This is a genomic window from Aestuariivirga sp. (genome assembly GCF_020252405.1).
Lineage (GTDB): Bacteria > Pseudomonadota > Alphaproteobacteria > Rhizobiales > Aestuariivirgaceae > Aestuariivirga.
This window is the reverse complement of record NZ_JADCDA010000034.1, coordinates 24,254-43,979: the sequence shown is the minus strand read 5'-3', so window position 1 is coordinate 43,979 and position 19,726 is coordinate 24,254. Positions and strand designations below refer to the sequence as shown.

Sequence of the window (19,726 nt, the reverse complement as noted above, 5' to 3'; positions counted from 1 at the left end):
GGCCTTTCTCCACAGATTCCGATGCGGAAAGACGCCCTCATCCGGCCTGCCGGCCACCTTCTCCCATCGCGTACCGCGACGGGAGAAGGGAAAATTGACATGGCACAAGACACGCCGCCGCCATATGCGATTCGCCTCCCCACAAGGGGGAGGGAAAAGACCCCGATTCTGCATGACCGCCCGCCGCTCTAGACCCCCGCCGTGCGGCAAACCTTGCGCTGCATCAAGGCGCGCGTATCCGCCATGCGGCCTATAGCGGGCATGGACCAGAAACTCGATCCCACGGGCATCGACGCCTACAAGCCTGCCGAAGTGGCGCTTCGCATCGAAGAGGCGGGTGTCAGGAAGGCGAACCTCCCGGCCATTCCGCTGCTCACCCTCTCGGTGCTGGCGGGGGCCTTCATCGCACTGGGGGCGGCGGCCTTCACGGCGGTGCTGGCGGGAACCACCCCGGGCTTCGGCCCGGCGCGTCTCCTCGGCGGCATCGCCTTCGCGACCGGGCTCATCCTCGTCGTCGTTGCGGGGGCCGAGCTCTTCACCGGCAACACGCTCATCGTCATGGCGCGGGTCGATGGCCGGATCAGCACTTCGGCACTCCTGCGCAATTGGGCCTTTGCCTTCGCCGGCAACCTGCTCGGGGCGCTCGCCGTGGTGGCGCTGATGGTTCTTTCGGGCCTGCTTGACGGCCCCAAGGGCGACACGGCGCGCGCCATTGCGGAGGCCAAGGTGGCGCTCGGCCCCATGCAGGCCTTCACCCGCGGCATCCTGTGCAACATGCTGGTCTGCCTCGCCGTGTGGGTGAGCTTCGCGGCGCGCGGGGTGGACGGCAAGATCCTCGGCATCGTCTTCCCGATCTCGGCCTTCGTGCTGCTGGGCTATGAGCACTCGATCGCCAACATGTATTTCATCCCGCTCGGCTGGGCGCTGGGCGGCAATGTCACGCTGGCGGGCTTCCTCGGCAATCTCGTGCCGGTCACGCTCGGCAATATCGTGGGCGGGGCCGGGGGCGTTGCCCTCGCCTATTGGCTGGCCTACCGGCCAGGCGGCTGAAAACGCCTCAGTCGGAAGCCTCCGAACTCTCGGTGGCGGTTTCCTTGCGGGTGCGGCGGCGCTTCACCGGCGGTGCGGCAACCTCTTCGGCAGCGGCCTGGACAGGGACCGGCGCAGGGGCCGGACGGCGCAGGAAGGATGGCGCCTCCCAGCGATCGGCATCGTCCGGGGCGGCGGCAGGCGGCGGCGCGGCAGCTTCGCCGCGCGGCGGGCCATCCTGCGGGCGTGGCTGCTGGTTCTGCTGGCGGGGTTCGCCGCCCTGGCCCGGCTGGTCGTTGTTGCGGCGCTCGTTGCGGTCCTGCCAGCGCGGACGGAAACGGTCACGGTTCTGGCCCTGATGGTCGCGGTTCTGGTCCCGGTCCCGGTTGAAGTCGCGGTCCCGGTTGAAGTCACGGTCGCGGTTCTGGCGGAAGGGCTGGTTCTGCTGCGGCGCGCGCTCCTGACCGTCGATCGAGGGCTGGTCGCCCAGCCCTTCCGGCTCGGAACCCTGCCCCTGCTGGCCGCGCTGTTCCACCTGCGCCTCGCCATGATCCTCAAGGTCCTCGTCGTCGAAATCATCGTCGGAGCGGCGGGACTGCGGCTGATTCTGCTGGTTATAGGCCTGTGCCGCGAAGACGATGCGCAGATAGTGCTCGGCATGCTGGAAATAGCTTTCCGCCATCACGATGTCGCCCGAGGACTGCGCATCGCGGCCGAGCTGCAGATATTTATCGGCCACCGTCTGAGCGGTGCCGCGGACCTTCACGTCCGGACCGTTGCTCTCATAGACGCGGCTCAGCGGGTTACCCCCGCCGCCCCCGCCTCCGCCTCCCCCGTTGCGATGACGGTTGCGGTTGCGGTTCTTGTGAGTCGGTCTCATCAACATTCCATCTTCAGACTGAGTCTGATCTTAGGTTGCAGGCATTGCCCCACGGAACGCTCGGGTTCCGCGGCAATCCGTTGTCACATGTGCTCAGAAAGCGAGCGTCTTCAAGCTTAACCCGTTGGTTTGAGGAGGCTTCCGCCAAAGGCGCGAGTCCCGGAGGGCGCGTGCCATGTCCCCGCCTGTGCTGATTTCAATTGCGGCCTCTGCGCCATCCCGGCGCCAATGCCCCAACGTCGTTCCTGGCACCAATCAAAGGGCAGAAAGCGTTTCCGGTTCCTGTTTAGCCCACAGACCCTTCATTTCCAAACGCTATTTTTGGCTGCACACAAAGACGAGGCAGCGCGTGTGGCCGCCCAGGTCGCGGCGTCGGCCGACCGACCGGAAGCCCGACTGGGCGAAAATCGCCTCGACGTCTTCCGCCTGCCCCGCCCCGATCTCGACCAGCACATGCCCCGCCGCCGCCAGATGGGCAGCCGCACCGGTTGCGATGATGCGGTAGGGGCCGAGGCCGTCGGCTCCTCCTGAAAGTGCAAGGTCCGGGTCATGGTTGCGCACGTCCGGGCTCAGGCACGCAATGTCCCGATCTGGAATATAGGGGGGATTCGACAGGATGATGTCGAAGCTGCCGGAGACCGGCGCGAACCAGCTGCCCTCCGCGAAGGTCAGCCGGCAGGCCACGCCGAGGCGCGCGGCATTCTCCCGCGCAACGGCGAGCGCGGCGGCCGAGAGATCGGTCGCGATGCCGGTCGCATCGGGCCGCTCGGCCAGCAGCGTGATGGCGATGGCCCCCGTGCCGGCGCCGAGATCGAGCAGGCGTCCGGACTTCGGCAGAAGGGGCAGCGCCGCCTCGATGAGGGTCTCGGTGTCGGGCCGCGGGTCCAGCGTATCGGGCGTCACCCGGAAGACGCGGCCATAGAATTCGCGCTCGCCGAGGATGCGGGAGACGGGCTCATGCCGCTCGCGCCGCGCGATGAAGCTGTCGAAACGGGCGAGTTTTTCTTCCGTCAGCGCGCGGTCTGGGCCGAGGATGAGGTCTTCGCGGGTGAGACCGGCGGCAGCCTGCAGCAGCAGGCGGGCGTCGAGCGTGGGGGTGCCCGAGCCCGCCGCCGTCAGACGCGCGGTGGCGGCGGCAAGCAGTGCCGCCAGCCGGTCAGGCGGCATGTTCCTGCTGAGCCAGAAGCTCCGCCTGGTGATTGGTCATCAGCGCCTGCACCATTTCCTCCAAGGCCGGGCCTTCGATGATCTGGTCGAGCTTATAGAGGGTGAGGTTGATGCGGTGGTCGGTGCAGCGGCCCTGGGGGAAATTATAGGTGCGGATGCGCTCCGAGCGGTCGCCTGAACCGACCTGGCCCCTGCGGGCGGCGGAGCGCTCGGAATCGATGCGCTGGCGCTCGATCTCGTAAAGCCTCGCCCGCAGCAATTTCATCGCGGCATTCTTGTTCTTGAGCTGCGACTTTTCGGTCTGCTGGGCCACCGCGATGCCCGTCGGAATATGCGTGATGCGCACGGCGGAATCGGTGGTGTTCACCGACTGGCCTCCGGGGCCTGACGAGCGGTAGACGTCGATCCTCAAGTCCTTGTCCTCGATTTTGATGTCCACGTCCTCGGCCTCGGGCAGCACCGCCACGGTGGCGGCGGAGGTGTGGATGCGGCCTTGCGTTTCGGTGGCGGGCACGCGCTGCACGCGGTGGACGCCTGACTCGAACTTCAAATGCGCAAAGGCGCCGGCGCCATGGATATTGGCGATCACTTCCTTATAGCCGCCATGCTCGCCCTCGCTCGCCGAGATCACCTCGGCGCGCCAGCCCTTGGACGCCGCATAGCGCTGGTACATGCGGAACAGATCGCCCGCGAAAATCGCCGCCTCGTCCCCGCCGGTTCCGGCGCGGACTTCGAGGATGACGTTCTTGTCATCCGCCGCATCCCTGGGCAGCAGCAGGATGCGGATCTCGCGCTCCGACTTCTCAATCTTGCCGTCCAGCACCGGGCGCTCGGCCTCGGCCATCTGGGCCAGTTCGCCGCCGGCCCTCACCATCTCGTCCAGGTCGCGGCGCTCGTCATAGGCCTTGCGCAGTTCCTGGGCCTTCTTCGCCGCCGGCTCAAGGTCGGCATATTCCCTGGACAGCCTGACGAAGGCTTCGCCCGACACCGCACCGGATGACATGTCGTGTTCGACAGCAGCGAAGCGCTGGATGATCCGGTCGAGCTTTTCGTGGGGAATGGCGGACATGGGCGGCTTCTAGATCAGGTTCCGGTTCAGTGGAATCGAAACCTGCTCCATCTATTTGTTTGGTCGCATCTTCGACGGTCAACCGGTTTTCGGCTGACCGGAACATGCTCCAGATCAAAAGCCTGAGCATGATCTTATCGCAAAAGCGGTTCCACTTTTGCGGATCATGCTCGGGCCGAAGCGCTGCTTGCGCGGCAACCGCTCGGTGCCCGGCAGCGAAAATGCGCCGGACGGCGGCGCGCAAGGAGGCGGGATCAGCTTTCGAAGGACTTCAGGTCAAGCGAGCGGCCGACAAGGATTTCGCCAGGCGTGCCGAGAATGCCCTTTTCCTTGCCGTCGATGATGTAGTCGAGCAGCCCGCCATCGCGCGCGATGACGACGAGCCCGTCACGGTTCGGCACGCGATAGGTGTCGCCCTTCATCAGCATCTGGGTCATCACCACGTTGCCATTGGCATCCTCGATGCGGACCCAGACGGGGGCCTTGGCCTTCAGCGTCAGGCGGCTGCCGGCATTGGCTTCGCCGAATTGTTGCGTGCCGGCAGCCTTGGGTGCGGCGCCGGGCGCGGGCGAGGTCGAGGCGGTGGTCTGGGGCACATTCTTCTGGATCAGCGCCGTGATGCCATCGAGGCCGGTGCCGTCGAGATCGTTCCGGCCCTCCGGCTGTGCCGCCGCGGTCTGGGTTTCCTCAGCGGGCATGGGCTCGTCACCCACCGAAACATCCGCCGTGCCGGACCCGGTCGAGGCGGTCGGCATCAGATCGGCGCCCGGGGGCGGCGGCAGGGCTGGGTAATCGACGCCCGACATGTCCGCCACCTTGTCCGGGGCCTTGCCGGCATGCGGCATCAGCATATAGCTCACCGCACCGAACAGCAGCACGGCGCCCGCGAGGCCGGCGACGAGGCCGCCCGCACCGCCGGGAATGCGGCGCAACTTCATCCTGGGCAGCTTTGCGAAGCTGGCGAAGGACAGTATCCTGGCGGAGGACAGCGGGCCAGGATTGGCTGGATGGCGCACGTCCGCAGTGAATTCCGGCACCGGCATGAACTGCGCGAAATGCTGCACCAGCGGCTCCGGGTCAAAGCCCAGATACGCCGTATAGGCGCCGATCATCTCCAGGGCCTCGCCGCGCTCCGGCAGGCAGGTCATGTCGCCATATTCGATGGCTTCGATGTGATAGGGGTGAATGCCGCAGCCCTCGGCCGCGTCCTCCAGCGACAGGCCGCGCATCAGGCGCTCATGCTCAAGATACCAGCCGGCCTCTCCGAGAGGGTCTGACTCGCCATCGGGCTTGTCGCGAATCTCGATGTGATGGTGAGCCTCCTCCTGAGGGGCGGCCTCCCCGTGCTGTTCCACGGCGGCCTCGGCCTCACCGCTCATCTCGACGCTGTCATCACGCATGATACCACTCTCGGGCACTGTTACCTTTTGTCCAAGAATGACCGAGAATGGTGAATGGGAAGCTAATGCGGGGACGGCGGCGCGCGCTCCCACCCGCGGAAGGAGGGGAAAAGGGCCAGACAGGGCGCATCCCCCGCAGGAAGAATGGTTCAGAGAACCACGCCGTTGCGCTGGGCGAATTCCAGCAACTCGGGGCGGAGCGTGTGGAGGGGGCTCCGCAGCAGGGGCTGCATGAAGGTCCACAGCTTACGGCGGTCGAGCGTGCGCAGCATGGCCTTCACCGGGCCTATGGCGGAGGGAACCATGGAGATCGAGTTGAGGCCGACGCCGATGAGGCCCATCGCCTCCAGCGGGCGTCCGCCCAATTCGCCGCACAGCGTCACCGGCTTGCCATGCTCCGCCGCCTTCTCGACGATGAGCCGCATGGCGCCCAGGGCTGCGGGGCTCAAAGGATCATAGCGGCCGGCGAGCCTGGGGTTGCCGCGGTCGGACGCGAAGAGGAACTGCACGAGATCGTTGGACCCGATCGAGGCGAAATCGACGAGCGGCAGCAGATGATCGAGCTGCCAGAGCAGCGAGGGAATCTCGATCATGGCGCCGAGCTTCAGCGGTGCGGGCAGTTTGTGGCCGCGCTTCAGGAGATGCCGCTTCTCGGTCTCCACCGCGTCCAGCGCCCGCCTGTATTCCTCGATGTCGGCGATCATCGGGAACATGATCTTCATCGGCTGGCCTTCCGCCGCCATCATCAGCGCGCGGAGCTGCAGGCGGAGAAGGGCCGGACGGTCCAGCGCCATGCGGATCGAGCGCCAGCCCAGAGCCGGATTCTCCTCCTTCGGCTGGCGGAGATAGGGCAGCACCTTGTCGGCACCGATGTCGAGCGTCCGGAAGGTGACGGGCTTGCCCTGGGCCTGCCCGATGATCGCCCCGTAATGGCGGATCTGCTGGGAAAGCCGCGGGAAGCGGCTCGCCATCATGAACTGCAGTTCGGTGCGGTAGAGGCCCACGCCGTCGGCGCCTGATTCATGGAGATGCGGCAGGTCGACGATGAGGCCGGCGTTGATGTTGAGCTCGATCCTTTCGCCCGACCTGCAGACGGCGGGCTCGTCCCTCAGCGCGGCATATTGCGCCTGCCTCCGCGCATAGAAGCGGACTTTCTCGGCATAGGAGCGCTGAAGGTCCGCGGACGGACGGACGAAGACCTCTCCGGTGCCGCCATCGACGATGACCGGGCTTCCGGTGTCGAGGAGGTCGATCAGCCCTTCCGTCTGGCCGATGGCGGGAATGCCCAGCGCGCGCGCGACGATGGCGACGTGGCTCGTCCGCCCGCCCTCCTCCAGCACCACGCCGCGCAGCTTCGAGCGGTCATAGTCGAGGAGTTCGGCGGGGCCCATGTTGCGGGCCACCACGATGGCGTTCTGCGGCAGGTCGGTGCGGGACGCGGTGGCGATCGCCCCGGTGAGGATGCGCAGCAGGCGGTTCGACAGATCGTCCAGGTCATGCATGCGCTCGCGCAGGTAAGGGTCGGGGGTGCGCATCATGCGCGCGCGGTTGTCGTTCTGCACGCGCTCCACCGCCGCCTCCGCGGTGAGGCCGGTGTCAATCGCCTCGCGCAGGCGGTTCGTCCAGCCCTTGTCATGGGCGAACATGCGGATTGTTTCCAGCACGTCGGAATATTCGGTGGCGCCGCGCTGCGCGTCCGAGCCGTCGAGCAACTCATCCACATGGGCGCGGAGCTGGGCCACCGCATCCTCGAGGCGGCGCTTCTCCGCCGGCACGTTCTCGGCGATCAGATTCTGGATGACGACGCGCGGCTCGTGCAGCACGGCATGGCCAAGCGCAACGCCTTCGGCGAGCGAATCGCCGCGGAGATGATGGCTGCGGACATGCGCCACGTCGGCGGCGACTTCGCGCGCCACCTCGCGCAGCTCGCCCGCGGCGATGACCTCCGCCAGCACCATGGCCGTGGTCTGCAGCGCCTCCTCTTCCTCCTCGGTGTAGAGCCGCCTGGTGCGGTTCTGCACCACGAGCACGCCGATGACGGCGCCGCCGCGCATGATCGGCACGCCAAGGAAGGAATGGTAGATTTCCTCGCCCGTCTCGGGGAGGTATTTGAAGGACGGGTGCTGCCGGGCGTCCTGCAGGTTCAGCCCGATCGCCTGATTGGCGATGGTGCCGACCAGGCCCTCGCCCGTCTTCAGCTTCGACTTATGCACCGCCTCCCGCTTGAGGCCTTCCGTGGCATAAAGCTCGAGGAAATCTCCAGGCCGCATGACGTAAATCGAACAGACCTCTGCCACCATGTTGGCGGCGATGATCTGGACGATCTTGTCGAGGCGCTTCTGCGCCGCCACCGGCTCCGCCATGACCTCGCGGAGCCTTCTGAGCAGGACGCGCGGGCCAAGGGCGGAGGTTGCCATCAGCCGCCGTCCCCGCTTACGGAGACGCAAACCGCTTTGCAGCGGCGGGCCTTCGTCATGACGTGGCTGATGGCGTGGCGCATGGGGCTGCTAGGCGACCTTGGCGTCGAGGCCGTAGGCCGTGTGGAGCGCGCGCACGGCGAGTTCGGTATAGGCCTCGTCGATCAGCACCGAGGTTTTGATTTCGGATGTGGTGATGGCCTGGATGTTGATGCCCTTCTCGGCGAGCGCCCTGAACATCCTGGCGGCAACGCCGGCGTGGCTCCGCATGCCGATGCCGACGATCGACACCTTGGCGACATCGGCCGAATGCGCGAGGTCGTCGAAGCCGACCCTGGACTTCACCGCGTTCAGCACCTCCAGCGCCTTGCGCAGGTCCTTGCGCGCCACGGTGAAGGTGATGTCGGTGTAGGTGCCGTCGGCGGAAATGTTCTGGACAATCATGTCGACCGAAATGTCGGCCTCGGCGAGCGGGCCGAAGATGGCGGCGGAAACGCCGGGCTGGTCCCTCACGCGGCGGACGGAGACCTTGGCCTCGTCACGGGAATAGGCGACACCACTGACGACATGCTGTTCCACGATACGCTCCTCATCGCATACGAGTGTTCCGGGACCGGTCCCGTCGGGCTTGTTCTGGTTGGGCGAATCCGGCGGCTCGAAGCTCGAGCGCACCTGCAGGGGCACCTTATACACCATGGCGAGCTCGACCGAACGGGTCTGCAGCACCTTGGCGCCGAGCGAGGCCTGCTCCAGCATCTCCTCATAGGAGATGCGGTCGAGCTTCCGCGCGCCGGTGACGATACGGGGGTCCGCCGTGTAGACGCCGTCGACGTCGGTATAGATATCGCAGGCGGCATCGAGCGCCGCGGCGATGGCGACGGCGGAGGTGTCGGACCCGCCGCGGCCCAGCGTGGTGATGCGGTGGTCAGGCCCGATGCCCTGGAAGCCGGCGATCACCGCCACCTGCCCCTGGTCCATGCGCTTCCTGATCTCGTCGCCGTCGATCCCGGCGATGCGGGCAGCGCCATGGACGCCGTCGGTCCTCAACGGAATCTGCCAGCCCTGCCAGGAGCGGGCGGGTATCCCTAGGTCCTGCAGGACGATCGCCAGCAGGCCGGCGGTGACCTGTTCGCCGGAAGCGACCACAGCGTCATATTCGCGGGCGTCATGCACCGCGGCGGCCTCGCGGCACCAGCCGACCAGGCGGTCGGTCGTGCCCGACATGGCGGAAACGACCACGGCCACATGGTGGCCGGCCTTCGCTTCACGCTCGACATGGCGGGCGACGTTGCGGATGCGGGCGATATCCGCAACCGAAGTCCCCCCGAACTTCATAACCAGACGGCCCATCGGCCCTAAACCTTTCATATCCCCCGCCGCCCGGAAACCCCTCCTCGGGAGGTCCGGCTAAAGCATGATCCGCAAAAGTGGAACCGCTTTTGCGGCAAGATCATGCTCAGGCTTTTGATCTGGCGCATGTTCTTTTCGTCCAGGCGATTCCGGCTGAGCGGAACATGCGCTCGTGGTCAACTCTGAAGGAATTTGAACCCCCGGGCGCGGCGCGGCGTACTCATAGATGACAGGTTTCGCTTATGCAATAATCGCCACAGCATTAAATTGGATTTCAGAATGACCGCTGCCGCCCCCTCCCTCGACCCTTCCGAAGTCGCCAAGTTCTCCGCCATGGCGGCCGAATGGTGGAACCCCAAAGGCAAGTTCGGGGTGCTGCATGTGTTCAACCCGGTCAGGCTGCAGTTCATCAAGGAACAGGTGACGGCGCGCTGTGGGCGGGACCCCCTGGAACGGGAGCCGTTCCAAGGCCTGCGCTTTCTCGACATCGGCTGCGGCGGGGGGCTTCTGACCGAGCCCATGTCGCGGCTGGGGGCCAGGATCACCGGGGTGGACCCATCGGAGCGCAACATCAAGACGGCCACCGTCCACGCGCAGGAAATGGGCCTCGACATCGACTACCGCGTGGGCACGGCGGAGGACCTGGTCGCGGCCGGCGAACAGTTCGACGTGATCCTCAACATGGAGGTGATCGAGCATGTGGCGGACCCCGACGCCTTCGTCAGGACCTGCGCCGCCATGCTGAAGCCGGGCGGGCTGATGTTCGTGGCCACCCTCAACCGCACGCTGAAGTCCTTCGGCCTTGCCATCATCGGGGCCGAATATGTGCTGGGCTGGCTGCCCAGGGGCACGCACCAGTGGGAAAAGTTCATCACCCCTGCCGAGCTGAAGGGCTGGCTGGCGGACAATGGCCTCACCGTGAAGGAAGAGCTGGGTGTCACCTACAGCCCCCTCTCCCGCCAGTGGAGGGTGAGCCGCGACATGGACGTGAACTACATGCTGGTGGCGCAGAAGGGGTGAGCGCCACCCGTCATCGGTATCTGATGGGAATCCGGTAGGCGACCACATTCAGCAGCGGACCGAGGAGGAAGCACAGGCTCACATAGCCAAGCAAGTGGCCGTGCGTTTCTGTTTCGGGAGCCCTGACGACGGCGATGGCGGTCGACATCAAGATGCTGAAGATGAACAGGTCGACAAAAAGGAACGCAGCGCAAATTCCCGATATGGGAATCTGGTAGAGACCCAACTCCCGCCTTGACCGCCTGGAACTTCGCGCCGCTTTTGCGAGGCGGAAATATGTTTCCCTGGCGAGGGAGAAGACCGGCAGCCCGAGATAGGGCGCGGTGTAGGCCGCAACACTGCCAGACGGGAAGGATTTCCACACGAGCAAGCCGAGGTACCTGCCCATCAGGCATATGCTATGCGTGCCGAGAACAACCCCTGCACAGAGCCAGGCCAACACGAACACCACATAACTGAGCGGGATTTCCGCGAACCCCAGGAACTCAGGCAATAGAATGACATTTCCGACTTTGCAGTCAGCGATCAGAAAGACGCCGAACAACAGAAAAGGATAGGCCGCAAGTACATATACCAGCTTGCTGCGTATCCTGTCCGCCAGCAACTTGAGGAGTTCGTGCCTTGGGACATCTTTTTCGAGAACGCGGAGCGCGCGTCGAAAGTCATGAACCGCTATTCCGCCAAGGGTCGTCCACCCACGCTTCACGTCGAGTCTCCATGATACAAACGTCAATGTATGACGCTGGGAAAGGGATTGTCACGCCATTCGATAGCACACTGCATTTGGCGCGGGACGGTAAATGAGCAATTCCGCCAGCAGTTTTCTCGGCATCGACATCGGCACGTCCTCCGTCAAGGCGGTGGTGGTGGACGGGGAGCAGAACATTCTTGCGGGCGCCTCCGCACCGCTTGCCGTCTCCCGGCCGCAGGACCTGTGGTCGGAACAGAACCCGGAGGACTGGTGGGTGGCGGTCGGGCAGGCCATCGCCGGGCTGCGCCACAAGGCGGGCAATGCCTGGCACGAGGTGAAAGCGATTGGGCTTTCGGGCCAGATGCATGGCGCGGTGCTGCTGGACGCGGCGGGCCATCCGATCCGCCCGGCGATCCTGCACAATGACGGGCGCGCGCATGCCGAGGCGGCCTGGCTGAATGCGAAGCTGCCCGGGATCGGCGCCATTGCGGGCGTTCCGGCCATGCCGGGCTTTTCGGCGCCCAAGCTTCTCTGGCTGGCCCGCCATGAGCCGGAGGTTTTCGGCCGCGCCAGGCATCTGCTGCTGCCCAAGGACTATGCGCGCTTCCGCATGACCCATGGCTTCGCCACCGACATGTGCGATGCCTCGGGCGCGCTGCTGCTCGATGGCGCGAAACGGCAATGGTCGCCGGAGATTGCGGCCGCGGCGGGCATTCCGCTTTCGATGCTGCCCACCGCGCTCGAAGGCTCCGCCGTCTCCGGCCTGTTGCAGGGATCGGTGGCGATGGCGTGGGGATTGTCCCCCGGCATCATCGTCGCGGCGGGTGCGGGCGATGCGGCGGCGGGTGCGGTGGCGAGCGGGGCCGTGAACGGGGGCGATGCCTTCATTTCGCTGGGCACAGCGACGCAGTATTTCGCCGCGCGCGGGACCTATCGTCCGTCCCCGGAGCATTTGATCCACACCTTCTGCCACGCGCTGCCCGGCCGCTGGTTCCAGATGGCCGCGCTGCTCAACGGCGCCGGCGCACTGGCTTGGGCGGCGGGGCTGATGGGGCGGGGCGACATCGGGCAGCTGCTGGAGGACACGGAGCGCGCCTTCACCGGCCCCTCGGCCCTGCTGTTCCTGCCCTATCTCTCCGGCGAGCGCACGCCGCACAACAACCCGCATGCCAAGGGCGTGCTGTTCGGCCTCACCCCCGCCACCACGCCGGAACAGGTGACCCAGGCCGTGCTGGAGGGCGTGGCGCTGTCGCTTGCCGATGCGCAGGGCTGTCTCGAAGCGACGGGCAAGCTGCCGGACCGGATTGCGGTGAACGGCGGCGGATCGAAGAGCCGCTTCTGGATGAAGATCCTGGCGAGCGCGCTGAACAAGTCCGTGCTTCTGCAGGAGGGTTCCGAAGCCGGCCCCGCCTTCGGCGCGGCCCGGCTGGCGAGGCTTGCCGCGACGGGGGAGGATGTCGCCGCCGTGTGCAGCAAGCCGGAGATCGCCGCCGAAATCCGGCCCGACCCGGAGCTGGCCCAAATCTATGCCGCGCGGCTTCAGAAATTCCGGGGGCTTTACAAGGCGGTGGAACCGCTGTTCTGAGCCGCCCGGCCGACCCGAACAAAATTTAATCTTTGACCCTGCCGCCCTCTTGACGGAACGCCCCGTCCGCCATATCTCCACCGGACTGCTAGCACTCTACACAGGGGAGTGCCAGCAGGGCTGGCCTCCCATCCGGAGTCCGCCAGTGTCAAACCTCAAAAAATGACGACATTCCGAGGAGTTAACCGACATGAAATTCCGTCCTCTGCACGACCGCGTTGTGGTGAAGCGCGTCGAGGAAGACACCAAGACCAAGGGTGGCATCATCATCCCTGACACCGCCCAGGAGAAGCCGATGCAGGGCGAAATCATCGCCGTGGGCCCGGGTGGCCGCGACGAGACCGGCAAGCTCATCCCCCTCGATGTGAAGGCCGGCGACATCGTGCTGTTCGGCAAGTGGTCCGGCACCGAAGTCAAGATCGATGGTGTCGAGTATCTGATCATGAAGGAAAGCGACATCATGGGCGTGCTTGAGGGCAAGCCGGCGTCCAAGAAGGTCGCCTGATCCACCTCGCCCCCCACAACTGAACAACCCGTAATCAGGAGTAGCAACTATGGCTGCCAAAGAAGTCCGTTTTGCCGCCGATGCCCGTGAGCGCATGCTCCGCGGCGTCGATATTCTCGCCAACGCCGTGAAGGTGACGCTGGGTCCCAAGGGCCGCAACGTCGTGATCGACAAGTCCTTCGGCGCGCCGCGCACCACCAAGGACGGTGTGACCGTCGCCAAGGAAATCGAGCTTGAGGACAAGTTCGAGAACATGGGCGCCCAGATGGTGCGTGAGGTCGCGTCCAAGACCAACGATCTCGCCGGCGACGGCACCACCACCGCCACCGTGCTCACCCAGGCGATTGTCCGCGAGGGTGCGAAGAACGTGGCCGCCGGCATGAACCCGATGGACCTGAAGCGCGGCATCGACATGGCCGTCGCCGTCGCCATCGAAGACATCAAGAAGCGCGCCAAGAAGATCAAGGGCTCCGCCGAGGTGGCCCAGGTCGGCACCATCTCCGCCAATGGCGAGAAGGCCATCGGCGACATGATCGCCGAAGCCATGCAGAAGGTGGGCAACGAGGGCGTCATCACCGTCGAGGAGGCCAAGACCGCCGAGACCGAACTCGATGTCGTCGAAGGCATGCAGTTCGACCGCGGCTATCTCTCGCCCTACTTCATCACCAACGCCGACAAGATGGTGGCCGAGCTCGACGACGCCTACATCCTGCTGCATGAGAAGAAGCTGTCCTCGCTGCAGTCCATGCTCCCCGTCCTCGAGTCGGTCGTGCAGACCTCGAAGCCGCTGCTGATCGTCGCGGAGGACATCGAGGGCGAGGCGCTCGCCACCCTCGTGGTCAACAAGCTGCGTGGCGGCCTCAAGGTCGCGGCCGTCAAGGCTCCGGGCTTCGGCGACCGCCGCAAGGCCATGCTCGAGGACATCGCCGTCCTGACGGGCGGCCAGGTGATCTCGGAAGATCTGGGCATCAAGCTTGAGAACGTGACGCTCGACATGCTGGGCCGCGCCAAGCGCGTGAAGATCGAGAAGGAAAACACCACGATCGTCGACGGCGCGGGCAAGAAGGCCGACATCCAGGGCCGTTGCGCGCAGATCAAGGCGCAGATCGAGGAAACCACCTCGGACTACGACAAGGAGAAGCTGCAGGAGCGTCTCGCCAAGCTGGCGGGCGGCGTTGCCGTCATCAAGGTCGGCGGTTCGACGGAAGTGGAAGTCAAGGAGCGCAAGGACCGCGTTGACGACGCGCTGAACGCCACCCGCGCCGCGGTGGAAGAAGGCATCGTCCCCGGCGGCGGTGTTGCGCTGCTGCGCGCCAAGAAGGCGGTTGGGGCACTCAAGTCCTCCAACGCCGACATCCAGGCCGGCATCAACATCGTGTCGAAGGCGCTCGAGGCGCCGCTCCGCCAGATCGTCGAGAACGCGGGCGTCGAAGGCTCGATCGTCGTCGGCAAGCTCCTGGAGAAGGACGGCAACTACGGCTTCGACGCGCAGAACGAAGAGTACGTCGATATGGTGGCCAAGGGCATCATCGACCCCGCCAAGGTCGTGCGCATCGCGCTCCAGGACGCGGCATCGGTCTCCTCGCTGCTCATCACCACGGAAGCCATGATCGCCGAGAAGCCCAAGGACAAGGCCCCGGCCGGCATGCCCCCCGGCGGCATGGGCGGCGGCATGGGTGGAATGGACTTCTAAGGAGTCCATAAAAGCCGCCCATCACCGAAAGTGCTTTGACCGGCCAAGGCCGGTCAAAGTGGCGGCATGGATTTCTAAGAAGTCCTGTCAGCCACAGGCTGAAACAAACGGACCCCGGTGGAAACACCGGGGTTTTTTGTTGAGTGTATGTGCCCCGCCCTTGACGACGGGAGAACGTTAGGCGAACTTCCATAAATGGCAAATCGCTTTTTTTACGAATTCTTCGCCGGTGGCGGCATGGCCCGTCTGGGGCTTGGCCCCGATTGGACATGCCTCTTGGCCAATGACATTGACCCGAAGAAAGTCGCAACCTACCAGGCGAACTTCGGGAAGAAGGAGATCGTGCACGGCGACGTCTACAAGCTCAGATCCGGGGACTTACCAGGCAGGGCCGACTTGGCTTGGGCTTCATTTCCGTGTCAGGACTTATCTCTGGCTGGGAATCGCGCCGGACTGGCGGGAGAGAGAAGCGGCGCGTTTTGGGGCTTCTGGCAGGCAATAAGTTCTCTGAGTGCGGAAAACCGCGCGCCCCGTTTGCTAGTTCTGGAAAACGTGACTGGCGCGCTATCGTCTCATGGAGGGCAGGACTTCCGGGAACTCGCTCAAGCGGTTTTCTCCCTGGGCTATGACTTTGGCGCACTTGTGATTGACGCAGTTCATTTCCTTCCACAATCAAGACCACGGCTGTTCGTCGTCTGTCAGAAGCGCGGAGAGCAATACAGACCCGAGCTGGTCGCTGACGCGCCAATCAGACCTTGGCACAATGAAGCGGTTTACCAGGCGTATTCATCATTGCCGTCACATCTTGGAGCCGTATGGCGGTGGTGGCGGTTGCCCATTCCCAAACCCCGCCAACTGAACCTTGCCGATATGCTGGAACGTGATGATGATGTCAGCACGTGGCATTCTGATGCGGAGACTTCCCGTCTTCTTTCGATGATGTCGCCGACAAACCTTGAGAAGGTGAAGGTGGCTCAGGCGTCCGGTGAGAGGACTGTAGGAACAATTTACAAGCGGACGAGAAATGAGGAGCGCTTAGGGAGAGTGCAAAGGGCCGAAGTGCGCTTTGACGGCATAGCCGGTTGCCTGAGGACTCCTGGAGGAGGCTCCAGCAGACAGATCATCCTCGTGGTCGACAAGAAAAAAATCAGATCGAGACTTCTGACGGTCCGGGAAGCAGCAAACCTGATGGGAGTTCCGAAGAGTGCCGATTACGCAATTCCAGAGAACTACAATGACGGATACCACATTTTTGGCGATGGACTTGCCGTGCCCGCCGTCTCTTTTCTACGGGAGCACCTGCTGGATCGCCTTACCGGCCCAGCGCTTGATCGACCGACCGTAATGACCATTGCAGCGGAATAAGCCGCAACCATGGCAAGAAAGAAGAATAACCCGCCGTTCGAAACCAACGAGCTAAGAAGGTCGCTGCGGAACTTCCTCAGGCAGCCTTACATCGTTGGCGGCGAAAAAGGAGAACCCAGAGCAATCGGCGCGCACAAGTGGGGAGTGTATATATTCTATGACTATGATGGCGAGCCTATTTACGTCGGTCAGACCAAGGAGAAGGTGTCGGGCCGCATAAGCCGGCATCTCACCAATCAGCGGACCGATGCGGTTGCCATGTCGGTGCTCGATCCTTACGAGGTTTTCGAGATTGAGATCTATCCGTTGCCTGAGTTCGACAAGGTGAATTCCAGGCATCCGGATTTTTCCCGGGCAAAGCAAACACTTGATGCTCTGGAATATGAGGTGCACAAGCTCGCCGTGGCGCGCTCCAGGTTTCGAGCGATTCTGAACGAGAAAGACCCGCCTGCTCCGGCGATTTCAATCACGCTTCCACATCCGCTGAGGGGTCGAATCGTTTCTGAGGAGGTCCTCAAACTCCGAGGACACGCGGATACGAGAACGGCGCGCAGAGCCCAAGTGATTTCGCGCCTCGCCCAGACGATTGCAGAACGGGACGTGAATACCGGGCTGCGGAGAACGCTGCTCACCCAAGCATCACGGCTTCGATCCATTGCCGAGGATCGGTTTGCCGCGATGGGCGGAAACGCAAGCGTCGAAACTGGTTCGGAGGCTGACGACGAAGCAGATGGGCCGCGCAAAAAAAGCGAGTGAGACACGCTCAAGGACGATGCGGGCGGTCGCATCCAGGTCCACCTCTGCTGAGATCGCGATTCGGTCCATGATCCGGCCACTGGGCTTTAGAATGCGTTTCAATGTGTCCGGTCTTCCAGGCAAACCCGACATTGTCATTCACTCCCTAAAGACAGCGAATTTTGTCAATGGCTGCTTTTGGCATGGCCACAATTGCAAGCGCGGTAGACGGCTTCCCAAGACGAATACAGCCTACTGGATAGCCAAGATTTCCTCCAACCGGGCAAGAGACCGCCTGAGCCGAAACTTGCTTCGGAGGAGCGGATGGCGTGTCATTTCTATTTGGGAATGCGAAAGCGTTGGCGCCAAGGCGAGAAAGCTGAGGTTTTTGCGGCAGGCGACAAAGACCTGACAACTGAAAGCAGGCCGGGAGAAATCCGGCGTTTTCTTGCTTCTGCGGCGCCGGAATCCCGAAACAGCCGCCCTGGTTGCGTTTCCGTGTCTGGCGGTTGGCCGTTGACAGGGACGAACTGAACACCAGAGCATGATCCGCAAAAGTGGAACCGGTTTTGCGATAAGATCATGCTCAAGCTTTTGATCTGGCGCATGATCCGCAAAAGTGGAACCGGTTTTGCGACAAGATCATGCTCAAGCTTTTGATCTGGCGCATGATCCGCAAAAGTGGAACCGGTTTTGCGACAAGATCATGCGCCAGAACCCCTGAGATGGAGCCGATCCAGTCGCCGGTGGCGGCGCCGACGGCGGCATGGAGTTCCAAGTCCGGCGCTCAGCCACAGGCTGAAGCGAACGAACCCCGGAAGACATGCCGGGATTTATTTGAGGGCATCTGCCACGCCCTGTCCTGGACCGAACAGACGTGAGACGATTGCATGGCCGGGCAAGCTGCCCTATCATCCCACCGGATACCGAGGCCCGCCCCATAACAAAAAGAGGCGGCCCGACAGTGATGGGATGGCACAAGATCAGGACGACACCGGCGGCTTGGCTTCGGTCAAGCCTGACTTTCCCTCCGGCGAAGAGGCCGGGGCTGGCGTGGGTTTCCTGCCGCCGCTTGAGCTCACCATTGACGTTACCGCATTCCGCTATGCCAAACTCAGCAAGATTGTCGTCGAACATGTGCTGCCCCAGCTGGTGGCGCTGCATGTGCCGCCTGAAGGCGATGTGCCGGCTGTTCCGCTGCGCAGCGCCGAGATTGCCGAGCTGGCCCGGCTGCTGCTGGGGCCTGAGAACGAGGATGCCTTCAATTTCGTGCTGAAACTGAGGGACGGCGGCGTGTCTCTCGACGACCTGCATGCGGAACTGCTGGAGCCCGCGGCCCGCCTGCTCGGCGAATTGTGGACGGAGGACAAGGCCGACTTCCTCGACGTGACCATCGGCATGTCCAGGCTGCAGCGGCTGGTCCATGTGTTCGAGGGGCTGGGGCAGATTCCGGATTATGACGAAAAGCGCCGCGTGCTGCTGGCCGCGGCACCCGGCGAGCAGCACAGCCTGGGCAGCACCATTGTGCAGAAGTTCCTGCGCGCCGGCGGCTGGCATGTGTGGAGCTGCCACACCGCCACGCCGGACGAGCCGGCGGGGATCGTCGCGCGGGAATGGTTCGGCGTCGTCGGCTTCTCGCTCGGATCGGACGTGCATGTGCCCTCGCTCAAGGAGGCGATCCGCCTGGTGCGCGAACGCTCGCTCAACCCGAGGATCGGCATCATGATCGGCGGCTCCGCCGTGGCCCGCCAGCCGGAACTGGTGGACGCGGTGGGCGCCGACGGCACGGCGGCCAATGGCCCGGCCGCGGTGATCCTTGCCAGGAAACTGCTGGCCGGGGCCCCCGTCTGATCTTGCATCGCCCGCGCGATGCGGCATGCTTGCCGCCATGACCACGCATCGCTTCACGCCCGCCACGCTCCACAACACGCTGGGAAGCCACGCGCCTGCCCTGGCGATCGCCAGCGGCGACACGGTGATCGCCGCGACGGCCGATGCCCATGGCTTCGACGCGCGCGGTGGGAAAATCGGCAACCGGCCGAACCCGATGACCGGGCCCTTCTTCATCGAAGGGGCCGAACCCGGCGACACGCTGCTGATCGCCATCCGCGACATCCGCCTGACGCGCGGCACGGGCTGGACCTTCGACGTGCTGAGCCCGAACGTGGTGGAGCCCGATGCCGTGCTGCGCTTCCGCGGGCGGCGCAAGGCGGAATGGCTGATCGATGCGGAGAAGGGCCGCGCCCGATTGGCGGTGCCGCCGCCGGCGCTCGCCGACTGGTCCGTCGCGGTGGAGCCGATGATCGGCTGCTTCGGCGTGGCGCCCGATCTCGGACAGGCGGTCTCGACCGCCACCGGCGGGCGTCATGGCGGCAATATGGATTATCGCGGCTTCAGGCCGGGGGTGGAGGCGATGTTCCCCGTCGCCGTTCCGGGTGCGCTGTTCTTCCTCGGCGATGTGCATGCCCAGCAATGCGACGGCGAGATCGTGGGAACGGGGATCGAAACCGCGGCGGACGTGACCTTCACCGCGCGCGTGCTGAAGGGCCGGAAGATCGGCTGGCCGCGGGGCATGAACGGGACGGAGATTTTCACCATCGGCACTGCAAGGCCGCTCGACCAGGCGCTGCAGCACGCGACGACCGAGATGCTGGACTGGCTGATGGCGGACCACGGGCTCGACGAGGTGGCGGCGAGCCATGTGATGGGACAGTGCGTGAGATATGACGTGGCCAATGTGTTCAACCCGGCTTACTCGGTGGTGTGCCGGGTGGCGCGGGCGGCGCTGCCTTGAGCGTCCTGCCACGCGGAGCGAGCCCT

The 19,726-nt window shown here is 64.5% G+C and carries 17 protein-coding genes; 10 read left to right on the top strand and 7 right to left on the bottom strand.

The features are described from left to right. Nucleotides 1–261 precede the first annotated feature (261 nt). Nucleotides 262–1,050, top strand: a complete 789-nt coding sequence (locus IOC69_RS06675; RefSeq protein ID WP_290542762.1) for a formate/nitrite transporter family protein — start codon at nt 262–264, stop codon at nt 1,048–1,050. Between the two features lie 7 nt (nt 1,051–1,057). Here the strand turns inward: IOC69_RS06675 and IOC69_RS06670 are convergent, their stop codons facing one another. From IOC69_RS06670 to IOC69_RS06645, 6 genes are all read right to left on the bottom strand, one after another. Continuing rightward, nucleotides 1,058–1,909, bottom strand: a complete 852-nt coding sequence (locus IOC69_RS06670; protein ID WP_290542761.1) for a DUF4167 domain-containing protein — start codon at nt 1,907–1,909, stop codon at nt 1,058–1,060. Between the two features lie 315 nt (nt 1,910–2,224). Next, a complete protein-coding gene (gene prmC / locus IOC69_RS06665) occupies nt 2,225–3,076 on the bottom strand; it encodes a peptide chain release factor N(5)-glutamine methyltransferase (RefSeq protein WP_290542760.1) in 852 nt (283 codons plus the stop codon). Next, nucleotides 3,066–4,145: a peptide chain release factor 1 gene (gene prfA, locus IOC69_RS06660; protein ID WP_290542759.1), complete on the bottom strand. Its 1,080-nt coding sequence runs from the start codon at nt 4,143–4,145 to the stop codon at nt 3,066–3,068. Before prfA ends, prmC begins: the two co-directional genes overlap by 11 nt. 254 nt (nt 4,146–4,399) lie before the next feature. After that, the gene (locus IOC69_RS06655; protein WP_290542758.1) at nt 4,400–5,545 is read right to left on the bottom strand and encodes a helix-turn-helix domain-containing protein; all 1,146 of its coding nucleotides are present in this window, start codon (nt 5,543–5,545) and stop codon (nt 4,400–4,402) included. A gap of 149 nt (nt 5,546–5,694) precedes the next feature. Next, entirely contained in the window at nt 5,695–7,962 is a 2,268-nt protein-coding gene (ptsP, locus tag IOC69_RS06650) for a phosphoenolpyruvate--protein phosphotransferase (protein WP_290542757.1), read from the bottom strand. 90 nt (nt 7,963–8,052) lie between these two features. Next, nucleotides 8,053–9,312 (bottom strand): aspartate kinase, encoded by a 1,260-nt coding sequence (locus IOC69_RS06645; RefSeq protein ID WP_290542756.1) that lies wholly within the window; start codon nt 9,310–9,312, stop codon nt 8,053–8,055. Nucleotides 9,313–9,591: 279 nt separating this feature from the next. Between IOC69_RS06645 and ubiG the strand changes: the two genes are divergently transcribed. After that, complete coding sequence (gene ubiG, locus IOC69_RS06640) at nt 9,592–10,332, top strand: bifunctional 2-polyprenyl-6-hydroxyphenol methylase/3-demethylubiquinol 3-O-methyltransferase UbiG (RefSeq protein WP_290542755.1); 741 nt, start codon at nt 9,592–9,594, stop codon at nt 10,330–10,332. A 10-nt stretch (nt 10,333–10,342) separates the two neighbouring features. Here ubiG and IOC69_RS06635 read toward each other — a convergent pair whose 3' ends face one another. After that, a complete protein-coding gene (locus tag IOC69_RS06635; RefSeq protein WP_290542754.1) occupies nt 10,343–11,038 on the bottom strand; it encodes a hypothetical protein in 696 nt (231 codons plus the stop codon). Nucleotides 11,039–11,132: 94 nt separating this feature from the next. On the opposite strand from IOC69_RS06635, the gene xylB reads away from it, so the two are divergent. The 8 genes from xylB (at nt 11,133) to IOC69_RS06595 (ending at nt 19,700) form a co-directional block, all read left to right on the top strand. Continuing rightward, nucleotides 11,133–12,608, top strand: a complete 1,476-nt coding sequence (gene xylB / locus IOC69_RS06630) for a xylulokinase (protein WP_290542753.1) — start codon at nt 11,133–11,135, stop codon at nt 12,606–12,608. A 190-nt stretch (nt 12,609–12,798) separates the two neighbouring features. Then, on the top strand, nt 12,799–13,113 hold the full coding sequence (gene groES, locus IOC69_RS06625; protein ID WP_290542752.1) for a co-chaperone GroES: 315 nt from the start codon (nt 12,799–12,801) through the stop codon (nt 13,111–13,113). A gap of 49 nt (nt 13,114–13,162) precedes the next feature. Beyond that, the gene (gene groL / locus IOC69_RS06620; protein ID WP_290542751.1) at nt 13,163–14,806 is read left to right on the top strand and encodes a chaperonin GroEL; all 1,644 of its coding nucleotides are present in this window, start codon (nt 13,163–13,165) and stop codon (nt 14,804–14,806) included. A 195-nt stretch (nt 14,807–15,001) separates the two neighbouring features. Beyond that, nucleotides 15,002–16,171 (top strand): DNA cytosine methyltransferase, encoded by a 1,170-nt coding sequence (locus IOC69_RS06615; protein WP_290542750.1) that lies wholly within the window; start codon nt 15,002–15,004, stop codon nt 16,169–16,171. 9 nt (nt 16,172–16,180) lie between these two features. Next, nucleotides 16,181–16,927, top strand: coding sequence for a GIY-YIG nuclease family protein (locus IOC69_RS06610; RefSeq protein ID WP_290542749.1), 747 nt, complete (start codon nt 16,181–16,183; stop codon nt 16,925–16,927). Beyond that, the gene (locus IOC69_RS06605) at nt 16,902–17,318 is read left to right on the top strand and encodes a very short patch repair endonuclease (protein WP_290542748.1); all 417 of its coding nucleotides are present in this window, start codon (nt 16,902–16,904) and stop codon (nt 17,316–17,318) included. Before IOC69_RS06610 ends, IOC69_RS06605 begins: the two co-directional genes overlap by 26 nt. Nucleotides 17,319–17,878: 560 nt before the next feature. Next, nucleotides 17,879–18,757, top strand: coding sequence for a B12-binding domain-containing protein (locus IOC69_RS06600; protein ID WP_290542747.1), 879 nt, complete (start codon nt 17,879–17,881; stop codon nt 18,755–18,757). 37 nt (nt 18,758–18,794) lie between these two features. Beyond that, nucleotides 18,795–19,700 carry an acetamidase/formamidase family protein gene (locus tag IOC69_RS06595; RefSeq protein WP_290542746.1) on the top strand — a complete coding sequence of 302 codons (906 nt, stop codon included), beginning with the start codon at nt 18,795–18,797 and terminating at the stop codon, nt 19,698–19,700. Nucleotides 19,701–19,726 lie beyond the last annotated feature (26 nt).